The sequence below is a fragment of the Geobacter pickeringii genome, from assembly GCF_000817955.1.
Lineage (GTDB): Bacteria > Desulfobacterota > Desulfuromonadia > Geobacterales > Geobacteraceae > Geobacter > Geobacter pickeringii.
On sequence record NZ_CP009788.1, the window covers coordinates 3,132,255 to 3,155,837 of the forward strand.

At 65.9% G+C, this 23,583-nt stretch carries 21 protein-coding genes and 1 pseudogene; 2 read left to right on the forward strand and 20 right to left on the reverse strand.

The window, feature by feature from the left end; genetic code table 11:
• Positions 1 to 34: 34 nt before the first annotated feature.
• The 12 genes and pseudogenes from fliF to GPICK_RS14280 form a co-directional block, all read right to left on the reverse strand.
• A pseudogene (gene fliF, locus GPICK_RS14225) lies at positions 35 to 1,626 on the reverse strand (flagellar basal-body MS-ring/collar protein FliF).
• Positions 1,627 to 1,855: 229 nt separating this feature from the next.
• Positions 1,856 to 2,161, reverse strand: coding sequence for a flagellar hook-basal body complex protein FliE (fliE, locus tag GPICK_RS14230; protein ID WP_039744263.1), 306 nt, complete (start codon positions 2,159 to 2,161; stop codon positions 1,856 to 1,858).
• A gap of 117 nt (positions 2,162 to 2,278) precedes the next feature.
• A complete protein-coding gene (gene flgC / locus GPICK_RS14235; protein WP_039744266.1) occupies positions 2,279 to 2,719 on the reverse strand; it encodes a flagellar basal body rod protein FlgC in 441 nt (146 codons plus the stop codon).
• 3 nt (positions 2,720 to 2,722) lie between these two features.
• On the reverse strand, positions 2,723 to 3,139 hold the full coding sequence (gene flgB, locus GPICK_RS14240; RefSeq protein WP_039744268.1) for a flagellar basal body rod protein FlgB: 417 nt from the start codon (positions 3,137 to 3,139) through the stop codon (positions 2,723 to 2,725).
• Between the two features lie 117 nt (positions 3,140 to 3,256).
• Positions 3,257 to 5,377, reverse strand: a complete 2,121-nt coding sequence (locus GPICK_RS14245; protein ID WP_039744271.1) for a hypothetical protein — start codon at positions 5,375 to 5,377, stop codon at positions 3,257 to 3,259.
• A gap of 235 nt (positions 5,378 to 5,612) precedes the next feature.
• The gene (locus tag GPICK_RS14250; protein ID WP_039744273.1) at positions 5,613 to 6,674 is read right to left on the reverse strand and encodes a response regulator; all 1,062 of its coding nucleotides are present in this window, start codon (positions 6,672 to 6,674) and stop codon (positions 5,613 to 5,615) included.
• An 18-nt stretch (positions 6,675 to 6,692) separates the two neighbouring features.
• Positions 6,693 to 7,199, reverse strand: coding sequence for a chemotaxis protein CheX (locus tag GPICK_RS14255; RefSeq protein WP_039744276.1), 507 nt, complete (start codon positions 7,197 to 7,199; stop codon positions 6,693 to 6,695).
• Positions 7,196 to 7,558, reverse strand: a complete 363-nt coding sequence (locus tag GPICK_RS14260; protein WP_039744278.1) for a response regulator — start codon at positions 7,556 to 7,558, stop codon at positions 7,196 to 7,198. The genes GPICK_RS14255 and GPICK_RS14260 overlap by 4 nt, the downstream gene beginning before the upstream one ends.
• A gap of 88 nt (positions 7,559 to 7,646) precedes the next feature.
• A complete protein-coding gene (locus GPICK_RS14265) occupies positions 7,647 to 7,856 on the reverse strand; it encodes a hypothetical protein (RefSeq protein WP_039744281.1) in 210 nt (69 codons plus the stop codon).
• 87 nt (positions 7,857 to 7,943) lie between these two features.
• The gene (locus GPICK_RS14270; RefSeq protein ID WP_039744284.1) at positions 7,944 to 8,351 is read right to left on the reverse strand and encodes a bacteriohemerythrin; all 408 of its coding nucleotides are present in this window, start codon (positions 8,349 to 8,351) and stop codon (positions 7,944 to 7,946) included.
• 129 nt (positions 8,352 to 8,480) lie between these two features.
• Positions 8,481 to 10,100: a methyl-accepting chemotaxis protein gene (locus tag GPICK_RS14275; RefSeq protein ID WP_039744287.1), complete on the reverse strand. Its 1,620-nt coding sequence runs from the start codon at positions 10,098 to 10,100 to the stop codon at positions 8,481 to 8,483.
• Positions 10,101 to 10,240: 140 nt separating this feature from the next.
• Complete coding sequence (locus tag GPICK_RS14280) at positions 10,241 to 11,890, reverse strand: methyl-accepting chemotaxis protein (RefSeq protein ID WP_039744289.1); 1,650 nt, start codon at positions 11,888 to 11,890, stop codon at positions 10,241 to 10,243.
• A 255-nt stretch (positions 11,891 to 12,145) separates the two neighbouring features.
• Between GPICK_RS14280 and GPICK_RS16745 the strand changes: the two genes are divergently transcribed.
• Positions 12,146 to 13,999: a sensor histidine kinase gene (locus GPICK_RS16745; RefSeq protein ID WP_158414183.1), complete on the forward strand. Its 1,854-nt coding sequence runs from the start codon at positions 12,146 to 12,148 to the stop codon at positions 13,997 to 13,999.
• A gap of 4 nt (positions 14,000 to 14,003) precedes the next feature.
• On the opposite strand, the gene GPICK_RS14290 is transcribed toward GPICK_RS16745, so the two are convergent.
• The 8 genes from GPICK_RS14290 to GPICK_RS14325 all read right to left on the reverse strand — a co-directional run bounded on the left by GPICK_RS14290 (position 14,004) and on the right by GPICK_RS14325 (position 22,797).
• A complete protein-coding gene (locus tag GPICK_RS14290) occupies positions 14,004 to 14,765 on the reverse strand; it encodes a class I SAM-dependent methyltransferase (protein WP_039744292.1) in 762 nt (253 codons plus the stop codon).
• A gap of 49 nt (positions 14,766 to 14,814) precedes the next feature.
• The gene (locus GPICK_RS14295; RefSeq protein ID WP_039744296.1) at positions 14,815 to 15,645 is read right to left on the reverse strand and encodes an MBL fold metallo-hydrolase; all 831 of its coding nucleotides are present in this window, start codon (positions 15,643 to 15,645) and stop codon (positions 14,815 to 14,817) included.
• Complete coding sequence (locus GPICK_RS14300) at positions 15,642 to 15,854, reverse strand: YgaP family membrane protein (protein WP_039744298.1); 213 nt, start codon at positions 15,852 to 15,854, stop codon at positions 15,642 to 15,644. The genes GPICK_RS14295 and GPICK_RS14300 overlap by 4 nt, the downstream gene beginning before the upstream one ends.
• A gap of 133 nt (positions 15,855 to 15,987) precedes the next feature.
• Positions 15,988 to 16,389: a DUF302 domain-containing protein gene (locus GPICK_RS14305; RefSeq protein ID WP_039744300.1), complete on the reverse strand. Its 402-nt coding sequence runs from the start codon at positions 16,387 to 16,389 to the stop codon at positions 15,988 to 15,990.
• Positions 16,390 to 16,445: 56 nt separating this feature from the next.
• Complete coding sequence (locus tag GPICK_RS14310; protein ID WP_039744301.1) at positions 16,446 to 16,874, reverse strand: C-GCAxxG-C-C family protein; 429 nt, start codon at positions 16,872 to 16,874, stop codon at positions 16,446 to 16,448.
• A 79-nt stretch (positions 16,875 to 16,953) separates the two neighbouring features.
• Positions 16,954 to 20,157 carry an efflux RND transporter permease subunit gene (locus tag GPICK_RS14315; protein WP_039744303.1) on the reverse strand — a complete coding sequence of 1,068 codons (3,204 nt, stop codon included), beginning with the start codon at positions 20,155 to 20,157 and terminating at the stop codon, positions 16,954 to 16,956.
• Positions 20,154 to 21,257: an efflux RND transporter periplasmic adaptor subunit gene (locus GPICK_RS14320; protein ID WP_039744305.1), complete on the reverse strand. Its 1,104-nt coding sequence runs from the start codon at positions 21,255 to 21,257 to the stop codon at positions 20,154 to 20,156. Before GPICK_RS14320 ends, GPICK_RS14315 begins: the two co-directional genes overlap by 4 nt.
• A 196-nt stretch (positions 21,258 to 21,453) precedes the next feature.
• Positions 21,454 to 22,797, reverse strand: coding sequence for a TolC family protein (locus GPICK_RS14325; protein WP_039744307.1), 1,344 nt, complete (start codon positions 22,795 to 22,797; stop codon positions 21,454 to 21,456).
• Positions 22,798 to 23,027: 230 nt separating this feature from the next.
• On the opposite strand from GPICK_RS14325, the gene GPICK_RS14330 reads away from it, so the two are divergent.
• A complete protein-coding gene (locus tag GPICK_RS14330) occupies positions 23,028 to 23,510 on the forward strand; it encodes a DUF2062 domain-containing protein (RefSeq protein WP_039744309.1) in 483 nt (160 codons plus the stop codon).
• Positions 23,511 to 23,583 lie beyond the last annotated feature (73 nt).

Here is a 23,583-nt window from a genome sequence, read left to right on the forward strand (position 1 = left end):
GACCTCGAAAAATGTGGTATTGGTGAGAGCGCGGTCATGCCTTCTTCTGCTCGTCGCTGCGGAGCCAGTTCTGGAGAATCTGGGCCGCCTGGTACGGCTCTTCCTTCACCATGTTGATCAGCTCCACCTGCCGGATGGACTGGTTGCCGAGCTGGAGCCGGTGGGCCTCGGCGATCTGGTTCAGGGTGTCCTCAGCTGTGGGGACCGGCTCGAAGCTGGTCTCCTTCGGCGGTCTGAGGACCTTCATGAGGGGACGGACCACGAAGAAGAGGAGCGCCAGGAAGCCGAAGCCGATGAGGCCGTTCTTGAGGAGCGAGAGGAAGAGCGGCGCGTTCCACCACTGGCCCGCCTCGTCGGTGCCGCCGTCGCCGGTATCCTGGAACGGGATGTTGACCACCGTCACCTGGTCGCCGCGGCCGGCGTTGAAGCCGACGGCGCTCTTCACGAGGGCATCGACCTTCTGGAGCTCGTCGGCGGAGCGGGGGGTGTACTTCGGCTTGGCCCCCTTGCCGTCCTTGCCGGCGGCGGGGGATGCGTAACTGCCGTCCACGAGGATCGCCACCGAAACCTTGGAGAGGGTCCCCACCGGCTCGATGGTCCGGGCGGTGGAGCGGCTCACCTCGTAGTTCATCGTCTCGTCGTTCTTGCTCCCGTTGTTTCCTGCCATATTGGCCGCCCCGCCAGGGGACTTGCCGAGGTTGGTCTGGACGCCGGGGACCCCCGAAGCGCCGTTGGCACCGCCGAGCTTCTCCTCGCTCCGCTGCTCGCTCCGGACCACCGTCTCGGGATCGTACTTCTCCTCGAAGCGCTCCACCTGCCGGAAATCGAAGGTCGCCGAGACGCGTGCCACCGACTTGCCGCTCCCCATGGCCTTGTCGAGCAGCGACTGGAGACGCTCTTCGGCGTTCTTCTCGTAGGTGCGCTGGATCTCCTGCATGGAGGCGGTCATCTTGCCGGCGGCATCGGCCGGGCCGGTGCGGGAGAGGACCTTCCCCCTGTTGTCGAGGACCGTCACATTTTCCGGGTTCATCCCCTCAATGGCGGAGGAGATGAGGTGGGCAATCCCTTGCACGTCATTGTCGGGGAGCTGCCGGTTCCCCTTCACCTTCAGGACCACCGACGCCGTGGCCGGCTTCTCGTTCTCCTTGAAGAGCGACTTCTCGGGGATCACGAGATGCACCCGGGCCTGCTCCACGCCGGAGATCTGGCCGATGGTGCGGGAGAGCTCCCCCTGGAGCGCCCTCTGGTAGTTGAGCTTCTGCACGAACTCGGTCATGCCGAAGTTCTTCCGGTCGAAGATCTCGAAGCCGACCCCGCCCCCCTGGGGGAGGCCGTCCGATGCCATCGCCAGCCGCAGCTCGTACACCTTGTCGGAGGGGACGAGGATCGCCTTGCCGTCGCCGCCGATCTGGTACGGCACCTTCTGCTCCTTGAGCTTGCGGACGATCTCACCCGCATCCTCGGTGGAGAGGTTGGTGAAGAGTGGCCGGTAATCGGTCCGGTTGGCGACCATGATCAGCAGCGCGAAGGCGATGATCGACACCCCCACCACGCCCCCACCACCCACCGCTTGGCGGGAGGGAGGGCCATGAACGGCTGTGCCAGTTTTTTAAGACCTTCAGGCATGTATCTATCTCCGGGTTCAACAGGTTTTATTCAATGAGGTAACTTTTCAAACAGTCCCCTCTCCCTGAGGGAGAGGGCCAGGGTGAGGGGGAAATTGTGTTGCATCAGCTCCCGCCCCCCTCATCCGGCCTTTGGCCACCTTTTCCCGGGGGGAGACGGATTTCGCTCCTGATCCGGCCGGGTGCGGGCGCTGCTTTCATGATGGGCGTTTTTCAGCGCTCACCCGCACCTACACCTGCATCCGCATCACTTCGTTGTACGCCTCCACCGCCTTGTTCCGCACCTGGGTCAGGAACTGGAACGAGATCGACGACTTCTCCATGGCGATCATCACCTCGTGGAGCCCCTTGGAGTCGCCGGTGGCAAGCTCCTGGACGGCACCGTCGGCCTTGACCTGGAGATCGTTCACCTTGTTCACGAGTTCGTTGAAAAACTTGCCGGCGTCGGCAGCAAGGGCGGCAGGTTTCGCCTCGGTCGCGTCCCCCGCCGAAAATGCCTTGGTAATGCCGATGCCACTCTCGATGCCGTTCAACACGTTTGCCTCCCTAAAAATCTCTCAAGTTTTCCGTGCTACTGCCGATAGGCCTCAATGGGGATGCTTGTGCGGCACCCCTTTTTTTGTGTCAAAAAAAATACGTCCGGCTACCCGGCCCTACTTCGAGCCGATTTCCAGCGTCTTCAGGGCCATGCTCTTGGCCGCCTGCACCGCCGTGACGTTCGCCTCGTAGGCGCGGGTGGCGGCGATCATGTCGGCCATCTCCTCCACCACGTTGACGTTGGGGAGCGCCACGTACCCCTGGGCATTGGCGTCCGGGTGGGTGGGGTCGTACTGGAGGCGGGGCGGGTTCTGGTCCTCCACGATCTGGGTAACCTCCACCCCCTGGGGGGCGCCGCGCCGCATCCGGTCCAGGGCGGAACGGAAGGTCTCGGCCACCTGGGTGGCGGAGAAAACGGCGTCCTTGCGCTTGTAGGGTCCCCCCTCCGCCGTCTTGGTTGAGTTGGCGTTGGCGAGGTTGGAGGAGATGAGGTTCATCCGGGTCCGCTCGGCCGTGAGGGCCGAGGAGCTGATCTGCATCGAGCTGAAGAAGTCCATGGTTTATTGTCCCTTGATCGCCGTTTTCAGGCCTTCGAATTTCTTGCCGAGGATCTGGATCGAAGCATTGTACATGAGCTGGTTCTCCACCATCCGCCCCATCTCCGCTTCAAGCTCCACACCGTTGTTGTCCTTGCCGGGGGTTGTTGACGGGGTTTCAATCACCCGGCCCTCCACCTGCTGCAGGGTGGCGCCGTGCCCCTTGAGCGGGATGTGGCGCGGGTTGGTCACCGACGGCGCCCCCTTCTTCTCCTTGAGGGCCCCCTTGAGCTCGTCCTCGAAGGAGAGCGAGGTCGGGGTAAAGTTGGGGGTCTCGACATTCGCCAGGTTGGCGGAGATCATGGTGTGGTTCTTGGCGCGGAGATCGATGCTCTTGGCCAGCAGGTCTACGGTGGTTCCGAATATGGTGTCAATCGGCATTACAGCCCCTCCTTCTATCCGCACACGCTAATCAGCAAAAGCCGTACCAGAACGCAAACAGGGCGCGAGGAGCGGGGAGCTGGTGTTCAAAGCGAGCGCCCCACCCGGCACCTGTCATCATTTTGACAACCTCACTTTTCCGGCGAGGCTTCGCTGCAGTTCGATATCGGCGAGGGCCTGGGATGCCATCTTCTGCCACTCCGGGTCCTTCGTTTCCGCCGCCACGCTCTTCAGGTAGCGCACCGCCTCATCGGAGCGCCCCGCCGACCGGGCCACCTCCCCCATCTTGTAGAGGAACGGCGCTTTCCCCCCGGCGGGAGCCGCCTCGCTGCCGGCCTGCAGATATGACATCGCCCCGGCGCGGTCCCCCCGGGCGAGCCGCGCGGCGGCAACCACGTAGTACGCGTCGGGGACGAGCTCCCCCCCCCCTCCCCGCTGCCGGTTTTCTGACAGAAAGAGGGTCATGGCCCGTTCCGCATCCTTGTGGCTGCCGGTGCCGTCCAGGGCCTTGCCGAGGTAGTAGAGGCTCTCCACCGACTCGGGACGCTGCTTCCCGCCCAGGAAGCCCGAGAGCCGCGCCACCACCTTGGGCATCTCGCCGCGGTGGTACTCCTGGGCCGCCAGCTGTTCCCGGAAGCTGAGCGCCGCCGGATGGGCCGGGAAGCGGCGCAGGAAGTCCGCCGTCGCCTTCTCGAACAGGGGGAGATCGGCGAGGCGCTGGGCGTCGTCGATGAGGCGGCGGTAGAGCTCGGGGGCGCTGCCGCCGCTCCACTCCTTGTCGACGAGCCAGGCGAAGAGCGTCGCCTCGTCCCGGGTCCGCTCCCCGGCGGCAAAGGCGTCGGAAAGGCGCTTGACGAAGGCGGGATCGGCGAGACAGCGCGCCAGGTATTCCTTGTTTTCCTGGGCAAGCCTGATGAGCCCCTCATCGTCCTTGTCGCGGACAATCCCGCGCCAGAGGGGGACGAGGAGCTCTTCGCGCATCCCCCGCACGATGCTGCCGTAAACCCCCCGCGGGAATTTCCGGCCATACTCCCGGAGGAGATCGAAGGCAGCGGCGGCGTCGCCGTAGAGCGACATCAGGAGCGCCCCCTTGAAGAGCCCCTCCTCCCGCAGCCCGTAGTCGCCCCCATTCTGATAGATGTCGAGATATTCCGTCACCAGGGAATCGAAGGTGGCGGGGTCCATGGTCACGAGCCGGCGGTCCGCAAGCTTCATCCGTGCCCGCCAGAGGGCCTTGCTTCCCGTGAAGTTTTCGGCCACGGCCCGGTAGATGGCCTCGGCATGCAGCTCGCGTCCCTGGCGGGCGAGGATGTCCGCCAGCCGTACGAGGAGCATCGGCGCGTACCCCTTGTCAGCCAGGCCGGCGATGAGGCGCGCCATCATCCGGCGCCCCCCCTCGAGATCGCCGCTGCGGGCGACGCTGTCGGCATAGGCGAAGGTGGTGGCGGGGGAGATCCTGAGGAAGTCGGGGTAAACCCGCTCCCCCTCCCGGAACTCCTTGAGGGCCTCGCCGTACTTCTGGAGCATGTAGCGGGCCTCGCCGAGCCGGAACAGGGCGAGCCCCCGGACGGGGGTCTCCCGGGCGGCGAGGGGGGCGAAGACCTCTTCGGCCGCCCCACCCTGCCCCTGGTAGAGGGCCGCCTCGCCGGCGAGGACCTGCGCCACGAGATCGGGGGGAATGACCTTCTCCAACTGCCGGCGGTCGGTGGGAGTGAAGGGGATGTCGGAGCGCAACGGGGGATCGAAGCGGGTGAGGAGCTGCTCCACGCCGGCGCGGATCCCCTCGCGCCCCTCCGCCAGGGGGGAGCGGCGCCGCGGCACCAGGGCGTCCCCGACATCGATGGTAAGGACGTCCGAATCGTCGGGGGAAAGGACCCGGACCCCGAGGGGATTCCCCTTCACCGCCACGGTGACGAGCAGATCCCCGCCCCGGCGACCCACCGTCACCCCCGCCACATGAGAGTCGGCATAGGAACGGAGGCGCTTCCACCGTCTGCCGCTGGTCTCCCGCAGCGTCACCCGGACCCGGTTTCCCGACAGGGAGGTGACGACATACTCCGGCTGGCGGTCGAGTTTCAGGCCGAGGCGGGTGAAGCCACTCCGCTGGCGGATGTCGATCCGGTAGAGCCGGTTCGGCTCCCCCCCCCAGGCGAAGGAGACGACGAAGAGCGCAAAGACGAGCGTCATGACCGACCGCAGGAGCACCGTTCGCCCCCTGGTCGTGGCGTTGTTCACCATGTCACACCCTTTAGTGTATCGAAGTAGCCGGCTCCCGCGCCGCGGCAGCCGGACCGGAGGACGTATTCCCCCGTGCGCTACACGGCAAAAGACGTGCCGGAATTCGCCACGACGGGCATCGCAATATCAGAGAGTTACACGAAGGGAATTACGGAAAACGGAAGGAGCGTCAAAAGAGGGGGACAAAAGTCAATATCTTGACCATCACGACAGAAAAAAACGAAACGGAGGGAGGTCAGGCCGCCGAGAGGAACTTCTCCACCTTGGCCAGCACCTCGTCGGGGCGGTACGGCTTGACGATGATGTCGCGGGCGCCGTACTTGATCGCCTTGAGGACGGCGGAGCGGGTCCACTCGCGGGCGCACATGATGATGGGGAGGCGCTCGCCCTGGGCGATGGCCTTGATCTTGATGCAGACCGCCATGTCGCGGTCATCGCCGTTATGGATGCCGAGCACCACGAGCCCGACTCCCCCCTGGGAAACGATCTCCCGGATGTCGGCGTCGAGCCCCGCCTCCACCGGCTCGAATCCCCGCTCCTGGAGCAGTTCCCGGACCAGTTGACGGTCACCGGCATCGTCTTCCAGGATCAGGACCTTGCGGAAGCCGTCGTCCGGCACGCCGGGAGCCTCCGCCGCATCCTCCACCGTCCCGGCGGTGGCAGCGGAAGATTCGCCCTCCGCCGCCGGCTCTTCAACTGCGGCCGGCTCCGGCTCCTCCCCCGGGGGGTCGAACAGTTCCGCCAGGGGACGGGGAATCAGGATATCGACGTTCCCCATCTCGAAGCCGGAAAGCTCCATCCGGCCGCGGAAAAGAAGGTATTCGCCGTCGGGGACCGGCTCGGTCTCGGTGAGCTCCGTCTCTTCGGGGATGAACTTCCTGGGCGGAGTGACCTTCAGGTGGACCTTGTTGGCAAAGGCGGGCTGGAAGACCGAGTTGAAGGAGCCGACCAGCTGGTTGGTGATCTCGGAGAAGGCATCGGCGTCGTCATTCTCCATGATGGCCAGGCGGCGCTTCTCGTTGATCCGGGCCGGAGGGATCCCGAGCAGGAAGCCGCTGAGGCAGATGGCGTCCCGCAGACCGAAGACGGCGAAGAACTTCCCCGGGTACTCGCCGCTGGCGGTGATCTCGGCCACGAAGCAGACGTCGTCCAGATCGGAGAAGTAGGTCTGCCGGTTGGTGCCGATCAGGTCGGCATCGGCAATGACCAGCTCCTGCCCCAGGAGCATCCCGCTGTCGCCGGCGGTCTGCGTAAGGGCGTTATTGACGACGGATGTAAGAGCGGCGAAACCTTCCATGACCAGAACGGGCTCCCGTTACGCTTCTTTCTTCAGTTTGAGTCCCACGAGAAAGCGCTCCCCCTCGTTGAGAAAGGGGATGATGACGCAGTCGCTGTCGGCCATGGCGTTAAGGGTGTACTCTTCGCCCGAGATTACCGTGGGGACCGAGAGGTGGAGGTCAAGCCCCCCCTTGGAGAGGATCATCTTCACGTAGCCGCCGAGCATGTTCGAAATCTCGCCGAGGGCGTCGTTCACATCCTCACCCACCTCCTCCACCTCCATGCCGAGCATGCTGGAGGTGATCCGGAGGGCGAACTGCTGGGGACAGTGGATGGAGAGGATGCCGGTATAGGTCCCTGCCAGCCCCACCATGCCGGTGACGCTGCAGTGGAACCGGGTGATCGGCTCCCGGAGGGGATACTGGTCCTCGAGCTCCATCATCACCATGGTATTGAACACTTCCTTGGTGGCGCTGATGATGTAGCCGGCCACATCCTCTTCGGTGAGCTTCGTTGCGTCCGCCACACCGGTATCGAGGCTCATAGGAGTCCTCCGAGCTTTTCGTTGAGCTGCTCAGGGGTAAAGGGCTTCTTGATGCTGTCGCTGGCGCCGTTGTCCATCGCCTGCTTGAGGATATCCTCCCCCCCCTCGGTGGTGATCATGACGATGGGAGCCTTGTTGCCGTTGGCACGGGCCTGCTTGATGAACTCAAGGCCGTCCATGTTCGGCATGTTGATATCGGAGAGGATCAGGTCGACGCTCTTGCCCGAGAGGACGTTGAGCCCTTCGATGCCGTCGCCCGCCTCGAAAATCTCGTCGACCGGGAGCCCCGCCTGGCGGAGCGAGCGGGAAATAATCTTCCTCATGGTTGAAGAATCATCCACAATGAGTACGTTGGCCATGCCTGTCTCCTTCCCCTTTCATCACGTGCGTCATATTTCGGTGTTCCGCCCCGGGCACGCCGGGAGTCGGAAATTTGAATCGTTGCCGTCAAAACAGCCCTGAAGCGCGGGCGAGCCGCTCCAGCGCGGCAGTGGCCCGCGCCGCCTCTGCGGCTTCCCGGCCGGGAACGCCCCCCGGCAGGCCACCGGCAAGGGAATCGATGAGCGACCCCAGGGCCAGGAGGTTGGCGGCATCGGTCGCCACTTCCGCCTCGCGGAAAACCGCCTCCATCCCTCCAGCGTTCCGAACCTCTCCCATAGATGTAACCTCACCGCCCCGAAGCAAATTCAAACATCGGAGCGCCATGCACGGTCCGTTCCATCCCTTGAGCAGAGGAAACCGGCCTCAGGAAATCCCTTTGCCGTTGAAAAAGACGCCGTACTTCCTGTCGTCGCCCTGGATATGCTTGGAAAGCCAGTCGCGCAGGAAGGTCATGACGTTCTGGGTAAGAACCGCCTTCCCCTCCTGGAACTGTTTCTGGAGGTCGAGCACCTGCATGACGAGGGCGTTGTGCTCCTTCTTGTGGGCCTCGTAGTCGGGGTAGGCGTGCTGCGCCATCAACCGCTCCTCGGCGGCGAAGTGGGTCTGGGTGTAGGCGATGAGCTGCTTGAGGATATCCCCCATGACCTGATTCCCCTTGCCGCTCTTCATGGCGTCGAAAAGCTGGTTCACCATGTCGACGAGCTTCTTGTGCTGGTCGTCGAACTGCTTCACCTTCACGCTCAGACTGTCACTCCACGTAATCAGTGCCATGCCGTCCCTCCCTTTCGGTTGCATATTTTCCGTGCCGTACTTCTCTACATCGGACGCGATGAAAGAAACTTTAGTCATAATAGACAGCCACAACAACGCATCCCGGTCAGAGCAGAAACGGGGGGACCGTCACGCCGCCAGCCGGAAACGCCCCACGAGGGACTTCAGCTCCTCCGCCAGGTGTGCGAGCCCGCCGGCGGCGCCGGCCGAATCGGTCGCCCCCTTGGCGGTGGCCAGAATGATGTCGGATATTTCGACGATACTCGTGCTGATCTCGGCGGTGGTCCGGGTCTGCTCGTCGGCAGCGGTGGAAATCTGCCCCACCTGGCCATTGAGGGTGGCGAACTGCTCCAGGATCTGCCGCAGAGCCTCCCCCGAGCGGGCCGCCTCGCCGGTCCCCCGCGCCACCTCCTTCACCCCCTGCTCCATCACGGTTACCGCCTCGCGGGTTTCCACCTGGATGCTCTTGATCATCTGGGAGATCTCCCTGGTGGCGCGGGAGGTCCGCTCGGCCAGGGCCCTGACCTCGTCGGCCACCACCGCGAACCCCCGTCCCTGCTCTCCCGCCCGGGCCGCCTCGATGGCGGCGTTCAGCGCCAGGAGGTTCGTCTGGTCGGCAATATCCTCGATGGTGGAGATGATGGCGCCGATCTGGTCCCCCCGGACGCCGAGGCTCTCCACGGTCCGCGCCGAGTCCTTGACCCGGTCGGCGATCCGCCCCATGACCGCGATGGTCTCGTCGACCACCGCCACGCCGGTGCGGGCCGATTCATCGGCGAGGCGCGCACTCTCCGCCACCGTGCCGCAGTTGCCGGCAATCTGGTAGGTGCTGGCCGCCAGCTCCTCACTGGCCGTGGAGACGGTATTGGCCTGGGTAACCGCCGCCTCGGCTCCCCGGGCCATCTGCTCGGCGGTGGCCTGGAGCTGAAAGGAGGCCGACGCCACCTGGAGGGTGCTCTGGGAGACCTGGTAGATGATAGCGTGGAGCTTCTCGACGAAGTTGTTGAAGCAGGAGGCCAGCTCGCCGAACTCGTCGTGGCGCGTCAGCTCGATCCGCGTGGTCAGGTCCCCGTCGCCGTCGGCAATGTCCTGCAACCGCCCGATGACGGTGCGCAGCGATGCCGAGATGGAGAGGGAGATGGTGAGAAGGCACGCGATGAGGATGGCGGCGACGGCACCGACCGTCACGACGATCTGGGTGCGGGTGGTGGCGATCACGTCGTCCATCTCCCGGTTCGCCGCCTGGTAGGCGGCAGTGACCTGCTTCGGGATGGTGCTGTCCAGGAGCGGCTCGAATTCGTTGATGACGTCGCGCAGTTCCTCCCGGTCCTCGGCAAGGGATGGATCCCGGTAATCGCTCGCCCGGGCCTTGCCGGCGAGGGCATCCAGCTGCGCCACGTACTTTCCGGCAAGGGCGCGCGCCTTGTCGGCCGCCCCCCGGATCTTCGGATCGTCGGAGTTTTTGGCGATAACGTCCAGCTCCCCGTTGACCTTCCCCACCATCTCCTTGGCCCGCGGCACCCACTTTTCCTGCCTGCGGTCGAAGAACTCCGCCTCGTATTCCCGCGCCTTGAGCATGGCGATGTTTCCGCGCAGGGCCGTGTTGTTGACCAGGGTGAGGCGGTCCATGAGGTTTTGCTGCCGCTGCACCTTGCTGAAGCCGACCAGCATGAAGACCACGATGATGGCCATGCCGACACAGGTGATTCCGAGAGTCCCCCCCATTTTCTGCCTGATCGTGAACTGCATCTCCCCACTCCTTCCTGACGTTTTACGTTTGTATCCCGCGGCATGCCCGCGTCAAAAAACCGAACACGTGAGCAAAAAAATGGCCGGGAAGTCGCCGGCCACCACAATATAATTGCAATATCAATATATTAGCAATTACATCATACAGCCACTCGGAACCGTCCCACCAGTTTCTGCAATTCCTCAGCCAAAACGGCCAGTTGAGCGGCGGCGGCGGCAGACTCCTGCGCCCCCCGGGCGGTGTCGTGGGCCGCGTCGGTGATGTTCTGGATGCTCCCGCTGATCTCCGAGGTGGTGGAGGTCTGCTGCTCGGCGGCGGTGGCGATCTGGCCGATCTGCACGGTGACGGCATTGACCTGGTCGAGGATCTCGCGGAGCGCGTCGCCGGAGCGGGCCGCCTCGCCGGTCCCCCGCTCGACCTCGTGGACGCCGTCTTCCATGGAAGAGACGGCACCCCGGGTCTCCTGCTGGATCGCCTTGATCATCAGGGAGATCTCCTTGGTCGCCTTGGTGGTCCGTTCCGCCAGGGCCCGCACCTCGTCGGCCACCACGGCGAAGCCCCGCCCCTGCTCGCCGGCCCGGGCCGCCTCGATGGCGGCGTTCAGTGCCAGGAGGTTCGTCTGGTCGGCGATATCCTCGATGGTGCCGACGATCTCTCCGATCTGGTCGCTGCGCGCCCCGAGACTCTCCACGGTCCTGGCCGCCGCCGTCACCCGGTCGGCGATCCGCCCCATGACCGACACGGTCTCCAGGACCACCGTGGCCCCGCTCTCCGCCGAACGGCTGGCGGTCTGGGAGCCGTCGGCCAGGGTGACGCAGTTGCGGGCGATCTCCATGCTGGTGGCGGCCATCTCCTCGCTGGCCGTGGCCACCGAGCCGGCCTGGCCGGCCACCTGCTCGGCCCCATCGGCCATGTGCTGCGACGCCGCCTGCACCTGTCCCGCCGCCGCAGCCACCTGGGCGGCATTCTGGGCCACCTGGCCGATGATCCCCTGCAGTTTCTCCACGAAGGTGTTGAAGGAGCGGGCGAGGGTCCCCGATTCGTCTTCGCGCTGCACCGCGATCCGCCGGGTCAGGTCCCCCTCCCCTTCGGCGATGTCGTTGAGGCTCACCACGACGTGGCGCAGCGGGCGGACGATGCCGAGCCCCACCGAAAAGGCGAGCGAGAGGGCGAAGCAGGCGAAGAGGAACGTGCCGCCCAGGACCCACCAGCGAAGCGTTGCCATCTCCTCCTTCACGTCGTCGACGTAGATGCCGCTGCCGAGCACCCACCCCCACGGCTCATAGAGCTTGACGTAGGAGATCTTGGGAACCGGCTCGCTCGCCCCCGGCTTGGGCCACATGTAATCGACGAACCCCGCCCCCTTCTCGCGGCAGGTCTTCACGAATTCGACGAAGAACCGCTTCCCCTTGGGATCCTTGTTCTCCGAGAGATCCTTGCCGTTCAGTTCCGGCTTGATGGGATGCATGATCATCCGGGGGCTGAGGTCGTTGATCCAGAAGTACTCCTTCCCCTTGTAGCGGACATCTTTGAGATCGTCCATGGCCCGCTTCTGGGCCTCCGCCACCGCCAGCTCCCCCTTTTTCGCCCTCTCGCCGTAGCTGTGGATGGTGTGGTAGGCGACCTCCACGGCATTCTTGGTCGCCTCCTGCTTCCCCTCCATCAGCTTCGCCTCAATGCGGGGGAGGAGGAAAAAGGCGACCAGCCCGGCGATGAGGGCCACCGTCACCGCCGAAAGGGTCATCACCTTCGGCAGAATCTTCCAGTTCCGATACCTCTTGATAACCATGGCGCCTCCTTTGCCCGGCGTAGATTCTCCCAAACCATTGCGCCCCCCCTGCGGCGGGAGGGTCGTAGTAGTATCTATCGGCAGAAGCGGCCGAGACTTTAGCTAAAATAGAACGTCTTTCCATTATCACGAAAACGAACATGAACGCGGATTCTGGAGCAATCGCGAAATCTTTGTTATGATTAAGTCGATTCCCGCAAAGATTAGATGCAGCTCACCGCCACCAACCAGTGTCGACGTTTCGGAGATCCCGCCATGCCCGAAGGAGCATCCGCACCTCACCCCGCCGGAGTGCGGGCCGTATTGAAGCGCTTCTTCGCCATCTACCTCCCGCTCGCGCTCCTCACGAGCCTGATGGCGTTCTGGCTCTACTACAGCGACCGGCGCAGCCGGCGGCTGATCGTGGAGAACACGGCGATCCAGACGCTGGAGCTGGCAAAAAACCGGATCGTCACCGAACTGGATGCCATCGGCGGCGATCTCCAGTACCTGGCCGAGCAACCGGAACTTTCCGAAATGCTGGCAGGATATTATCCCTCCTTCAAACGGCTCCTGGCCGCCGACTACCTCTCCCTGGCACGGAACAAAAAGCTCTACGACCAGATCCGCTTCATCGACGAAACCGGCATGGAGCGGCTCAGGATCAACTACGGCGACGGCCACCCCGCCATCGTCCCCGAAGCGGAACTTCAGTCCAAGGCGCAGCGCTACTATTTCGAGGAGACCATCCGGCTCCCCCGGGGCGAGGTGTATATCTCCCCCTTTGACCTGAATGTCGAGCACGGCCAGATCGAGCAGCCGCCAAAGCCGATGATCCGCCTGGCAACGCCGGTCTTCGACCGCGCCGGCCGCAAGCGGGGGATCGTGATCCTCAACTATCTGGGTGCCCGGCTCATCTCCCACCTGAGAGGGCTGACGCCGCACCTGTCGGACCAGCTCATGCTCCTCAACAGCGACGGCTACTGGCTCATGGGGCCCCGCCCGGAGGACGAATGGGGCTTCATGTTCGACAATCGCCGCAACCGGAAGTTCGACCGGGACTTCCCCTCGGCCTGGAGGCGCATGTCAGAGGGGGAAAGCGGGCAGTTTTACGATGGGGGGGGATTGTTCAGCTTCGTGACGGTGCATCCCTTTGCGTCGGGGGAAGAGGGGACACCGGAGGCGGGAAGTGGTTCCAAGGATTACCGGTGGAAGATCGTCTCGTACCTGCCGCCGGAGGTGATGGCCCCCCGGATCAGCAGATCGAAGGGGATGTTCGTCACGCTGCAGGGGTCGTTCCTGGTGATCCTCGGGATTGTCTGCGCCGTCTGGGCGCGGGGTGACGTCCGGCGCCGGCAGGACCGGCTGGAGATCATGCGGCTGAACCAGGACCTGCTCCACCGCACCGCCGACCTCGAAAATTCCAACCGCGAACTGGAAGCCTTCGCCTATTCCGTCTCCCACGACCTGCGCGCCCCGCTGCGCCATATCAACAGCTACAGCGCGGTCCTCCAGGAAGAGCATAGAGGGGAGCTCGACGCCGAGGGACAGCATTGCCTGGAGCGGATCCGCGTCGCCAGCAGGAACATGGGGGGGCTCATCGATGACCTGCTGGAACTGGCACGGGTGGCACGGGTGGAGGTCAGCCGCGAACCGGTGGATCTGGGGGAGATGGGGACGGCGATCATCCAGGAGCTCCGGACCGTGGAACCGGAACGCCGCGTGCGGTTCACGACGGTGGGGGAGCTGACCGCCCGCGCCGACCCCCAGCTGACCAGTCTGATCCTGCAAAACCTCCTGGGCAATGCCTGGAAATACACCTCCACCAAGGAGAATGCCACCATCGAACTCAGTGCGGAAACGGTGGACGGGGAAGTGACGTTTTCCGTGCGCGACAATGGCGTCGGGTTCGACATGCAGTACGCCGACAAGCTCTTCCGCCCCTTCCACCGCCTCCATCGCCAGGAGGAATTCGAGGGGACGGGAATCGGCCTCGCCACAGTCCAGCGCATCGTCCACCGTCACGGCGGGAGGATCTGGGCGGAAGGGGCGATCGACAGGGGAGCGACGGTTTACTTCACCCTCCCCGGGCGGGAACGCGGGGCCGCACCGCCGGAACGGAGCCGGTAGGGCGTTACGCCTTACGCGCCACCAGGGTGAGAATGTCCGACGAGGCAGGATCGAAGGGGGTGGCGGAGTAGCCGGCCGTCGCCTCCCAGGAGGTGAAGCCGGCGGTCTTGACGTACTCCACGAGCCGCGCGGGGCCGACGGGGCGCTGGCGGGCGGTGAGGATCTCCGTCACCGCCTTCGCGCCGTCCCGGGTGACCACCACGATATTGAGATGGATCACGTCCCCCCGGTGATGGAAGACCCGCAGGAAGGTGAGCTCGCGCCCCTCCTTTTCGGCCACGGCGGCCGGCATGATCCGGAGCCCCTCGGCGGCGAGCCGGTCCCAGTTGAAGATATTGAGGACGCAGATTCCACCGGGGTTGAGGACGGCGTACATCTCCCGGAGCGCCTTCGCCACGTCGTCGTCGGTGGGGGCCAGGGTGAGGGAGTTGCCGACGCAGATCACCGCGTCGAACCGCTCGTCCTCTTTGAACGCGGCGGTGAGCTCCGTAAAGGAGGAGACCCGCAGGTTCACCGTGGTCCCCGCCGCCACGGCGTTGGCCATGGCCGCCTCGACCATGTTCGGCGAGAGGTCGGAACCGTAGGCGGCGCACCCCAGCCGGGCGAAGAGGATCGGATGGCCGCCGGTGCCGCAGGCGCAGTCGAGGACCGATTTCACCCCGTGGCGGGCGACGAGCTCCCGCCAGAACGGCTCCTCGCTCCGGATCCGCTCCTCCCGGGGAAACATGAGATCGTAGGCCTCGGAAAAATCGTTGAAGATGGTCATGGGATGGCTCCTTCTCCGCCGCGGGGCCGGCGGCGACAACCTGCTGCCGTTACAGCTCGAGGGTGTAGCCGACGTACGCCGGGTGGAAGCGGCCGGGAAGCTCCTGGGCGAGCCGCGCGGCGGCCTGGAATCCGGTGCAGTGGCTCCCGAGGATCTTTCGCACGTCGAAGCGCCGCAGCGCCGCCACCGTCTCGTCCAGCTGCCGGGGGGAGCAGAAGCCGAGGTGGGTGCCGCCGATGACGGCATAGATCCCGGCGACGCCGGTGGCCTCCCGGGCCCACTCGATGGTGTTCACGAGCCCCGCGTGGCAGCAGCCGAGGAGCAGCACGAGCCCCCGTTCGGTGCGGATGATGAGCGACTGGTCGTCGCAGAGGGGGTCGGCGTGGCAGCCGGCTTCGTCGCAGGAGAGTCCGGCGTCCCCCGTCTCGAAGGGGGTGGTCCGGGGGACCTCGCCGGTGAGGAACAAGCCGGGCACGATCTCCCGAAACTGATCGCTGAGATTGAACCGCGCCCGCTGCCCCCGGAGAAACTCCTCGTCCCAGGGGATGCCGACGGAGATCCGCTCCCCCGTGTCCCGCCCCACGTAGCGGGGGGCAAAGACGCCGGGATGGGCCAGCACCTCCTTGGGGCCACAGCTGCGCAGCAGCGGCCAGAGCCCGCCGGTATGGTCGTAGTGCCCGTGGGAGAGGATGACCCGCTCCACCCGGTGGAGATCCTTGTGCATCCGCTGGGCGTTATGCAGCAGCGTCAGCCCCTGGCCGGTGTCGAAGAGCAGTGCCCCGTCCTCCCGCTCCACCAGAGCGGCGAAGCCGTGCTCCCCCATGGTGCCGGAGACCGGGCCCACCGTATTGTCGCAGAGGATCGTGATCCGGCACTTCATCGGGAAGAGCTCCCCTTCGGGAACCGCGGCACCCCGAGCTTTTCCAGGAGGGTGATCATGGGGCACCAGTTGGTGAACCCCGACTGGAAGAGGTTGAGCCCCACGAAGGCGGTGAACCAGAGCCAGTTGAGATTCACCTTCACGGCCAGGACGACCGAGAGGAGGATGAAGGCCCCCGCGATGATTCTGAGCATTCTGTCGATGTACATGGTGTCAGTTCTCCTTGCCTTTATGCGAACGCACTCCGGATGACTCGTACTTCCGGACCCTCACCCGGCCTTCGGCCACCCTCTCCTCCGGGGAGAGGGGATGATTTCTCCCTCAGGGAGAGGGGTGAGGGGATTATTTCAGCGCCGCCAGCACCCGCTCCAGCTTCTGCCGGACGATACCGGCCAGTTCGGTCAGCTCCGGGTTGCCGATCATCCCGAGGGCGGCCACCGGGTCCATGACCATCACCACCGTGGCGCCGTCGTCGCCGGTGTAGACGCAGACGTTGCAGGGGAGGAGCGTCCCGATGTTCAGCTCCCGTCCGAACGCCTCCCAGGCCATGGCCGGGTTGCAGGCGCCGAGGATGACGTAGTCGCGGAAGTCGCGGCCGAGCTTCTCCTTGAACTTGTGCGTCACGTCGATCTCGGTGAGGATGCCGAACCCTTCCTTCGCCAGTTCCTCCCGGACCCGGGCCACGGTCTCGCCGTAGGCCATTCCGACACTCTTGCCGAATGCGTATGCCGTCGTCAGTTCCATGACTATCCTCCCTCTCTCGGGACGCCCGTCGCGGCCGCCCCGGTCCGGCGGCGCCTCTACCCTGCCAGAAGCTCCGCCACTTTCTTCGCCACCTCGCCGGTGAGGACGGCGCACCCCCCCCGCCCCTTGGCGTTGGGCATGACGATCCGGCAGCAGGAGGCGCCGTACTCGTGCTTGAACCACTCGTGGAGCTCCTTCGTCACCTGTTTCACCCGCCGCTTGTCGTCGGGAAGGGCGAGCCCGAAGGCCATGGTGCCGCTGGCGACGGCGCCGCAGATGCACCCCGCCCCGGAACCGCCCCCAAAGCCGGCGGCCGCCCGGACGATCTCCTCCGGCACCGTCGCGAAGAAATGGGCGCGCACCGCCATGAGCACCGCCTCGGCACAGTGCATCTTCCCTGAGCGATGGAACCCTTCCGCCTCCACCCCCACCTTCTCCGCCACCGTCTCACCCTCCGGGCTGTCTTGTTTTTTCTGCCAGAACATTGAACCTCCGATTACGAATCGATTTTCTGAACGCCCTGTAGGGGCAATTCATGAATTGCCCCTACGATACGGATTGCCCCTACGATACGGGAACACCCTTCCGCCGTCGCTCCTTCCAGTTCTCCACCATATAATACAATATCGGTATCGTCACCCGCGACAGGGTCGTGGAGGCGATCTCCCCGAACATCATCGCCAGGGCCAGCCCCTGAAAGATCGGGTCGAAGACGATGACGAAGCTCCCCACCACCACCGCCGCCGCGGTCAGGAGCATGGGGCGGAACCGGACCGCACCGGCCTCGATGATCGCCTCGTCCAGGGGGAGCCCCTCCCGCCGCTTCAGCTCGGCAAAGTCGATGAGGATGATGGAGTTCCGCACGATGATCCCGGCCAGGGCGATGAAGCCGATCATGCTCGTGGCGGTGAAGAAGGCGCCGAAGAGGGCATGCCCCGGGAGGATGCCGATGAGGGTGAGGGGGATCGGCGCCATGATGACCAGCGGCGTGGTGAAGTCACGGAACCAGGCCACCACCAGCAGGTAGATCAGGATCATCACCGCTCCGAAGGCGAGCCCCAGGTCGCGGAAGACCTCGTAGGTGATGTGCCACTCGCCGTCCCACTTGATGCCGGGGCGCTCCTCGCTCCAGGGTTGCGTCGCGGCCCGCTGCTCGATGTGGTAGCCGCCGGGGAGCGCGATCTTGTCGATCTCCCGCTGCATCTTCATGATGGCGTAGACCGGCGCCTCGATGGCCCCGGCCACGTCACCGGTGACGTAGACCACGCTTTTGAGGTTCTTGCGGTAGCGGCTCTTCTCCTCCGTGGCGGTGGTGACCCGCACCAACTGGGAGAGGGGGACGTTTCCCCGCGGTCCGGGGACGTAGATGGCGGAGAGCGAGGCCACGGAGCTGCGCTGGGCCGCCGGGAGCCGGAGGGTGATCGGCACCGTCTCCTTTTCACGGGGAAGGTGCATGATGCCGGCGTCTTCCCCGGCGAGGGCGATCCGCAGCGTCCGGGCCACGTCCTCCACGGCGATGCCGGAGAGGGCCGCCTTCTCCCGGTCCACGGCAAAGGTCACCTTCGGCTGGTCGTCCTCCACGTACCAGTCGGTGTCCACCACGCCGTCCACCTTCCGGTAGATCGCCTTGATCTTCCGGGCGATGTCGAGGCGGGTTGCCTGGTCGGGGCCGTAGACCTCGGTGACCAGCGTCGAGAGGACCGGCGGCCCCGGCGGCACCTCGGCCACCTTGATCCGGGCGCCGTGGCGGTCGGCCACGGCCTTCAGGAGCGGCCGAATCCGCTTGGCCAGGGCGTGGGACTGGTCCTTCCGCTCCTCCTTGTGGAGGAAGTTCACCTGGATGTCGGCCACGTTGGGGCCGCTCCGCAGGTAGTAGTGGCGGACCAGGCCGTTGAAGTTGAAGGGGGCGCCGGTCCCCACGTAGCTCTGGAAGTCGGTCACTTCGGGGACCGTCCGGAGGACGTCGGCCATCTCGGCGGTCATCCGGGCCGTATCCTCCAGCGGGGTCCCTTCGGGGGCGTCGATGATCACCTGGAGCTCGTTCTTGTTGTCGAAGGGGAGCATCTTGACGGTGACGAGCTTGAGGTAGATGAGGGAGCAGGAGACGAGGAGGAGCACCACCACCCCGGTCAGGAAGCCGTAGCGGAGGGGTTTGCGGTGAATGAGGAGCCCCATCCACTTCCGGTAGAAGGCGGTGAGCCGCGACTCCTCGGCCGCCGCGTCGCTCCCGAAGTGGGATTCACCCTTCATGAGCCGGTAGGCGAAGTAGGGGGTGACGATGAAGGCGATGAACAGGGAGAGGAGCATCGCCATGCTGGCCCCCACGGGAATCGGCCGCATGTACGGACCCATGAGCCCCCCCACAAACCCCATGGGGAGGATGGAGGCGATGACGGCGAAGGTGGCGAGCACCGTCGGGTTGCCGATCTCGTCCACGGCCCGGATGGCAGCCTCCAGGGGGTTGAGCCGCGTGGTGGTGAAGTAGCGGTGGATGTTCTCCACCACCACGATGGCGTCGTCCACCAGGATGCCGATGGAGAAGATGAGGGCGAAGAGGGTGATCCGGTTCAGGGTGTAGCCGATCCGGTTGAAGACCAGCATGGTCAGCGCCAGGGTCACCGGGATGGCGATGGCCGCCACGGCCCCGGCCCGCCACCCCATGAATACGGCGATGAGGATCGTGACCGAGATGGCCGCCAGGAACATGTGGAAGAGGAGCTCGTTGTTCTTCTCCCGGGCGGTCTCACCGTAGTTGCGGGTGACCGTCACCCGCACGTCGGAGGGGATCGCCTTCCCCTTCAGGAACTCCACCCGTTTCAGGAGATCGTCGGCCACCCAGGTGGCGTTGGCCCCCTTGCGCTTGGCCACGGAGATGGTGACGGCGGGGTAGCTGGTCGATTTATTGACGTTCCCACCCGCCGGCCCCAGGCCGAAGAAGACGTACTCCTTCGGCTCCGCGGGGCCGTCGATCACCTGGGCCACATCTCCCAGATAGACCGGTCTCCCGTCATGGACGCTCACCACCAGCCGCCGCGCAGAATCGGCATCGGCGAGCAGCCCCCCGCCATCCACCAGATATTCCCGGTTGCCGGCGGCAAAGGATCCCGACGGCAGGGAGGCGTTCCCCCGCTGGAGCGCCCCGGCCACCTGCAGCGGCGAGAGGCCGTAGGCGGCGAGCCGCGCCGTGTCGAGGCGGACCGAGAGCTGGCGGGGGAGTCCCCCCTTGATCCCGGTCTCCGCCACATTCTCGCCCTTCTTCAGCTCGTCGCAGAGTTCCCGGGCCACCCGCCGGAGGCCGGCGCCATCGGTCCGGTCGGACCAGAGGGTGAGGGTCAGGATCGGCACATCGTCGATGGACTTCGGCGCCACCAGTGGCTCCCCCGCCCCCGGCGGCAGGAGCCGGCGGTTCTCCATCACCTTGTTGTAGAGCTTGACCAGCGACTTCTCCAGGTCCTCGCCCACGAGGAAGCGGACGGTGACCAATCCCATGCCGGGGCGGCTCATGGAGTAGACATACTCCACGCCGGGGAGCTCCCACATCTTCTTCTCGAAGGGGGCCACCACCCGCTCCTCCACCTCCTGCGGCGCGGAACCGGGGAGCGGGAGGTAGATGTCGACCATCGGCACGACAATCTGGGGCTCCTCCTCCCGCGGGGTCACGAGCACCGCGTAGAGCCCCAGGAGAAGCGACGCCGCCACGATGAGCGGCGTCAGCTTGGAATCGATGAACGCCCGGGCGATCTTTCCGGCAACGCCGAGTCCGGTCATTGGATCCGGGCCCCTTCCACCACGTTCTCCGTTCCGCCGGTCACCACCCGCTCGCCGGCCGTCACCCCGGAGAGGATCTCGATCCGCCCGCCCAGGGGTTTTCCGCACTTCACGAGCCGCATCCGGGCAATTCCCCGGCCGTCAACCACCCAGACCGAGGTGAGCCCACCCCGCTCCACGACGGCCCCCTTCGGCACCGAGATCCCGTTCCGTTCGCCGGTCGGGATGAAGACGCGGCCGAACATCCCCGACCTGAGGCCGCTGCCGGAGAGATCGACCTTCACGGTGAAGGTCCTGCTGCCGGGATCGGCGGCGGGAACCACCTCGGCGACCCGCCCCGTGGCGGCGACGCCGGCCCCCTCGACGGCGACCGGCAGCCGGGCGCCGATCTTCACCCGGCCGATCTCCGATTCGGGGACCGCCGCCTCCAGCCGGTAGCTCCCCATCTCCTCCACGGTGAGGAGCGGGCTCCCCGGGAAGACGGTCATCCCCCGCTCGGCCTGCCTGGCGGTCACCACCCCCGTCAGGGGAGCGGTGATCCGGCCGTACCCCGCCACCATCCCGGCGGCCCGGGCCCCTTCCCGCGCCGCGGCGAGCCGGGCGACGGCCCGCTCCACCCCCTGGTCCGCCACCTCCTTGTCCGCCCTGCGGTTGTCGAATTCCTGGCGGGTGACGGCCTGTTCCGCGTACAGGTTCTGGTAGCGGGCAAAGGTGGTATCGGCAAGCCGCTGGTGCGCCCGGGCCTCGTCCACCCCCCGCCGGGCCTCGTCCTCCGTGGCCCGGGCTCCCGCCGCCTGGGCGGCGCTCTCCGCCGCGTCGAGGGTCACGAGGAGTTTCCCCTTCCCGACCCGATCCCCCTCCCGGACGAAGATGCCGGAAACGGTGCCGGCAAGGCGGGCGGCGATCACCGCGGCATTCCGGGCCCGCACGGTCCCCACCGCCTCCGTCCCCTCGGGGATCGCCACCGCGGCAACGGCCTCCGTCGGCACCCCCGTCACGACGGCCGGCGCGGCCGTCTCCTTCGCCCCTTCCTTTGCGCCGCAGCCGGCCATCGCCAGAACGGCGGGAAGGATCATGACGCACAGTTTCCCTCTGGTCATCTATTCATCTCCCAAGAATCGTGACGTCTGCCGCCCCGACGGAGCGACTGTGCCCGAGCGCCAGCCGCGGCAGGCGACATGGAGCGGCCACCGGCCTGATTGTCCGAACCCGTCAGGGTGAGTTTCAGGCCGGTAGCGAAATGAGCCGCGCCGCGGCGGTGCGAGCGGCACGCGGAGCGAAGCGGGGCGGCAGCCGTCACGGATTCATCATCTCCTTCAGAAAGAGGCCGGCGGCGTGGTAGACCCGCGCCGTCGCCAGCTGAAGATCGGTCTCCCGCTCCACGAGCCCGGTGCGGGAACGGTTGAGGGAAGTCTGGGCGTCGAGGAGCTCCACCATGGTGGCGAGCCCCTCCCCGAACCGCTTGTTCACGAGCCGCATCCCCTCCTCGGCCGCCAGGAAGGCATGGCGGGCGACCTCCAGGCGCTTCCCCGCCTCGCCCCGGCGCAGGAGGCTCTCCCGGATCTGGAGGGCGATCTCCTTGCGGAACTGTTCCCGGTACTGGACCGCCGCGTCGCGGGAGGCACGGGCCCGCCCCTGGTCGCTGCTCCGCCGCATCCCGTCGAAGAGCTCCCACCGAAGGGTCACCCCCGCGTTCCAGGCGTCGTTGTCGCGGCCGAAGGGGATGTCGCGGTCATTCATCTGCCATGAGGCGCCGGCATAGACGGTCGGGAGCCAGGCGCTGGCGGCGAGGCCGACGGCGGCGGCGGCCCGCTCGACCCCCTTCTCGGCCCCCTTCAGGTCCTGACGGGTGACGAGGGCCGCGCGCACGAGCTCTTCCTCCTGCAGCCGGAGCGGTTCCCCCTTCATCTCCTCGCGGATGTCGAGGGATTCCCCCGCACCGCCCCCCACCGCGAGGGCGAGCCGCATCTTGGCGAGTTGCAGGTCGTTCAGGGCGGTGATGGTCCGCTCCTCCGCCTCGGAAAGGAAGGTGCGGGCCCGCAGCTCGTCCGACCGAAGCCCCGTCCCCCCCTCGCTGCGGGTCCTGGCCAGCCGCAGGTGCTCCCGCGCCTCCACCACCTCCTTCTCGGTGGCGTCGAGGACGGCCCGCGCCCGCTGGACCCCCAGGTAGGCGGCGAGGACCGCATACCCCGCATCCTCGCGGCGGCGCTCGAAGAGGTAGCCCTTCTCCTCGGCCTCCCGCTCGGCCATCTCCCGGCCATAGCCGATGGAGAAATCGAAGAGCGGCTGCTCCAGGGAGAACATGGTCCGGAAATCGGTGCGGGTGGCGGGGGAGTTGAGGTTGCCGAGCTGGAAGTCGTCCTGGGCGAAGCGCCCCTGGTCGAGCTTCATCATGAAGGTGCGGGTGGGAGAGTTGGAGGCGGCAAAGCTCTCGTCAAACGTGATGCGGGGGAGATAGCGGCTCCTGGTGGCGGCCGCACCCCGTTCGGCGGCCTCCTTTTCGTACGCCGCGCCGCTGACGAGGTGGTTGCGCTCCAGCGCCATGCGGAGGGCCTCCCGGAAGCTCACGGCAGGCTCGGCGGCCCAGGCAGCGGGGGTGACAAGCAGCAGAAGGGAAGAGAGGGCAAGGAACCGGATCACACAACCTCCTCGTGGAGGCGAACGGCACTACGCGCCGGCGCCACCGCACATATGATTTAACATATATATTTGGTGTGGAATATTGTCAACGGTAAAAGTATAGCGCAGGCCGGTCATTTTTCAGCTCAGCCCCCCCGGAGGACTCTTTGCCGGCCCGCCGCGGGGGGAAATGGATTGACAAAGGTGAGGGGTCCCCATTAGACTCGACCGCGCATCAGGGAGACGATCTCGTGTTCAACAAGGAAAAATGGAAGAAAAACCTCAAGACGATCCTCTCCCTGGACAGCCACCCGGGGCATATCGCCGCGGGGTTCGCCGTGGGGGTCTTCATCAGCTTCACCCCCTTCTTCGGCATCCATACCCCACTCGCCATCGCGGCGGCGTTCCTGCTCCGGATCAACAAGCTCACCTGCATCACCGGCGCCTGGGTGAACACCCCCCTGACGGTGGTGCCGGCCCTCGGGTTCTCCTACAAGCTCGGACGGCTCGTCCGGGGGCTCCCCCCCCAACCCCTCCACATCCGGGGGCTCGAGTGGCGGCACCTGGAAAGCCACGCCACCTCCCTCCTCGTCGGCTCGTCCCTTCTCGGCTTTGCCGCCGCCCTCGTCGCCTATGCCCTCTGCTACTGGCTCCTCGTCCGCTTCCGGAAGCGGGACGAAACCTTCGCCGCTATCACCGAGGAGATGGAAGAGGTGGGCGAAGAGCTGGAATAAGTCCATCAGAAACGAAAAAGCGGGGCATCCCCCGCTTTTTCGTTTCGTCTCCTGCAGCGTGCGGCCCGCACCG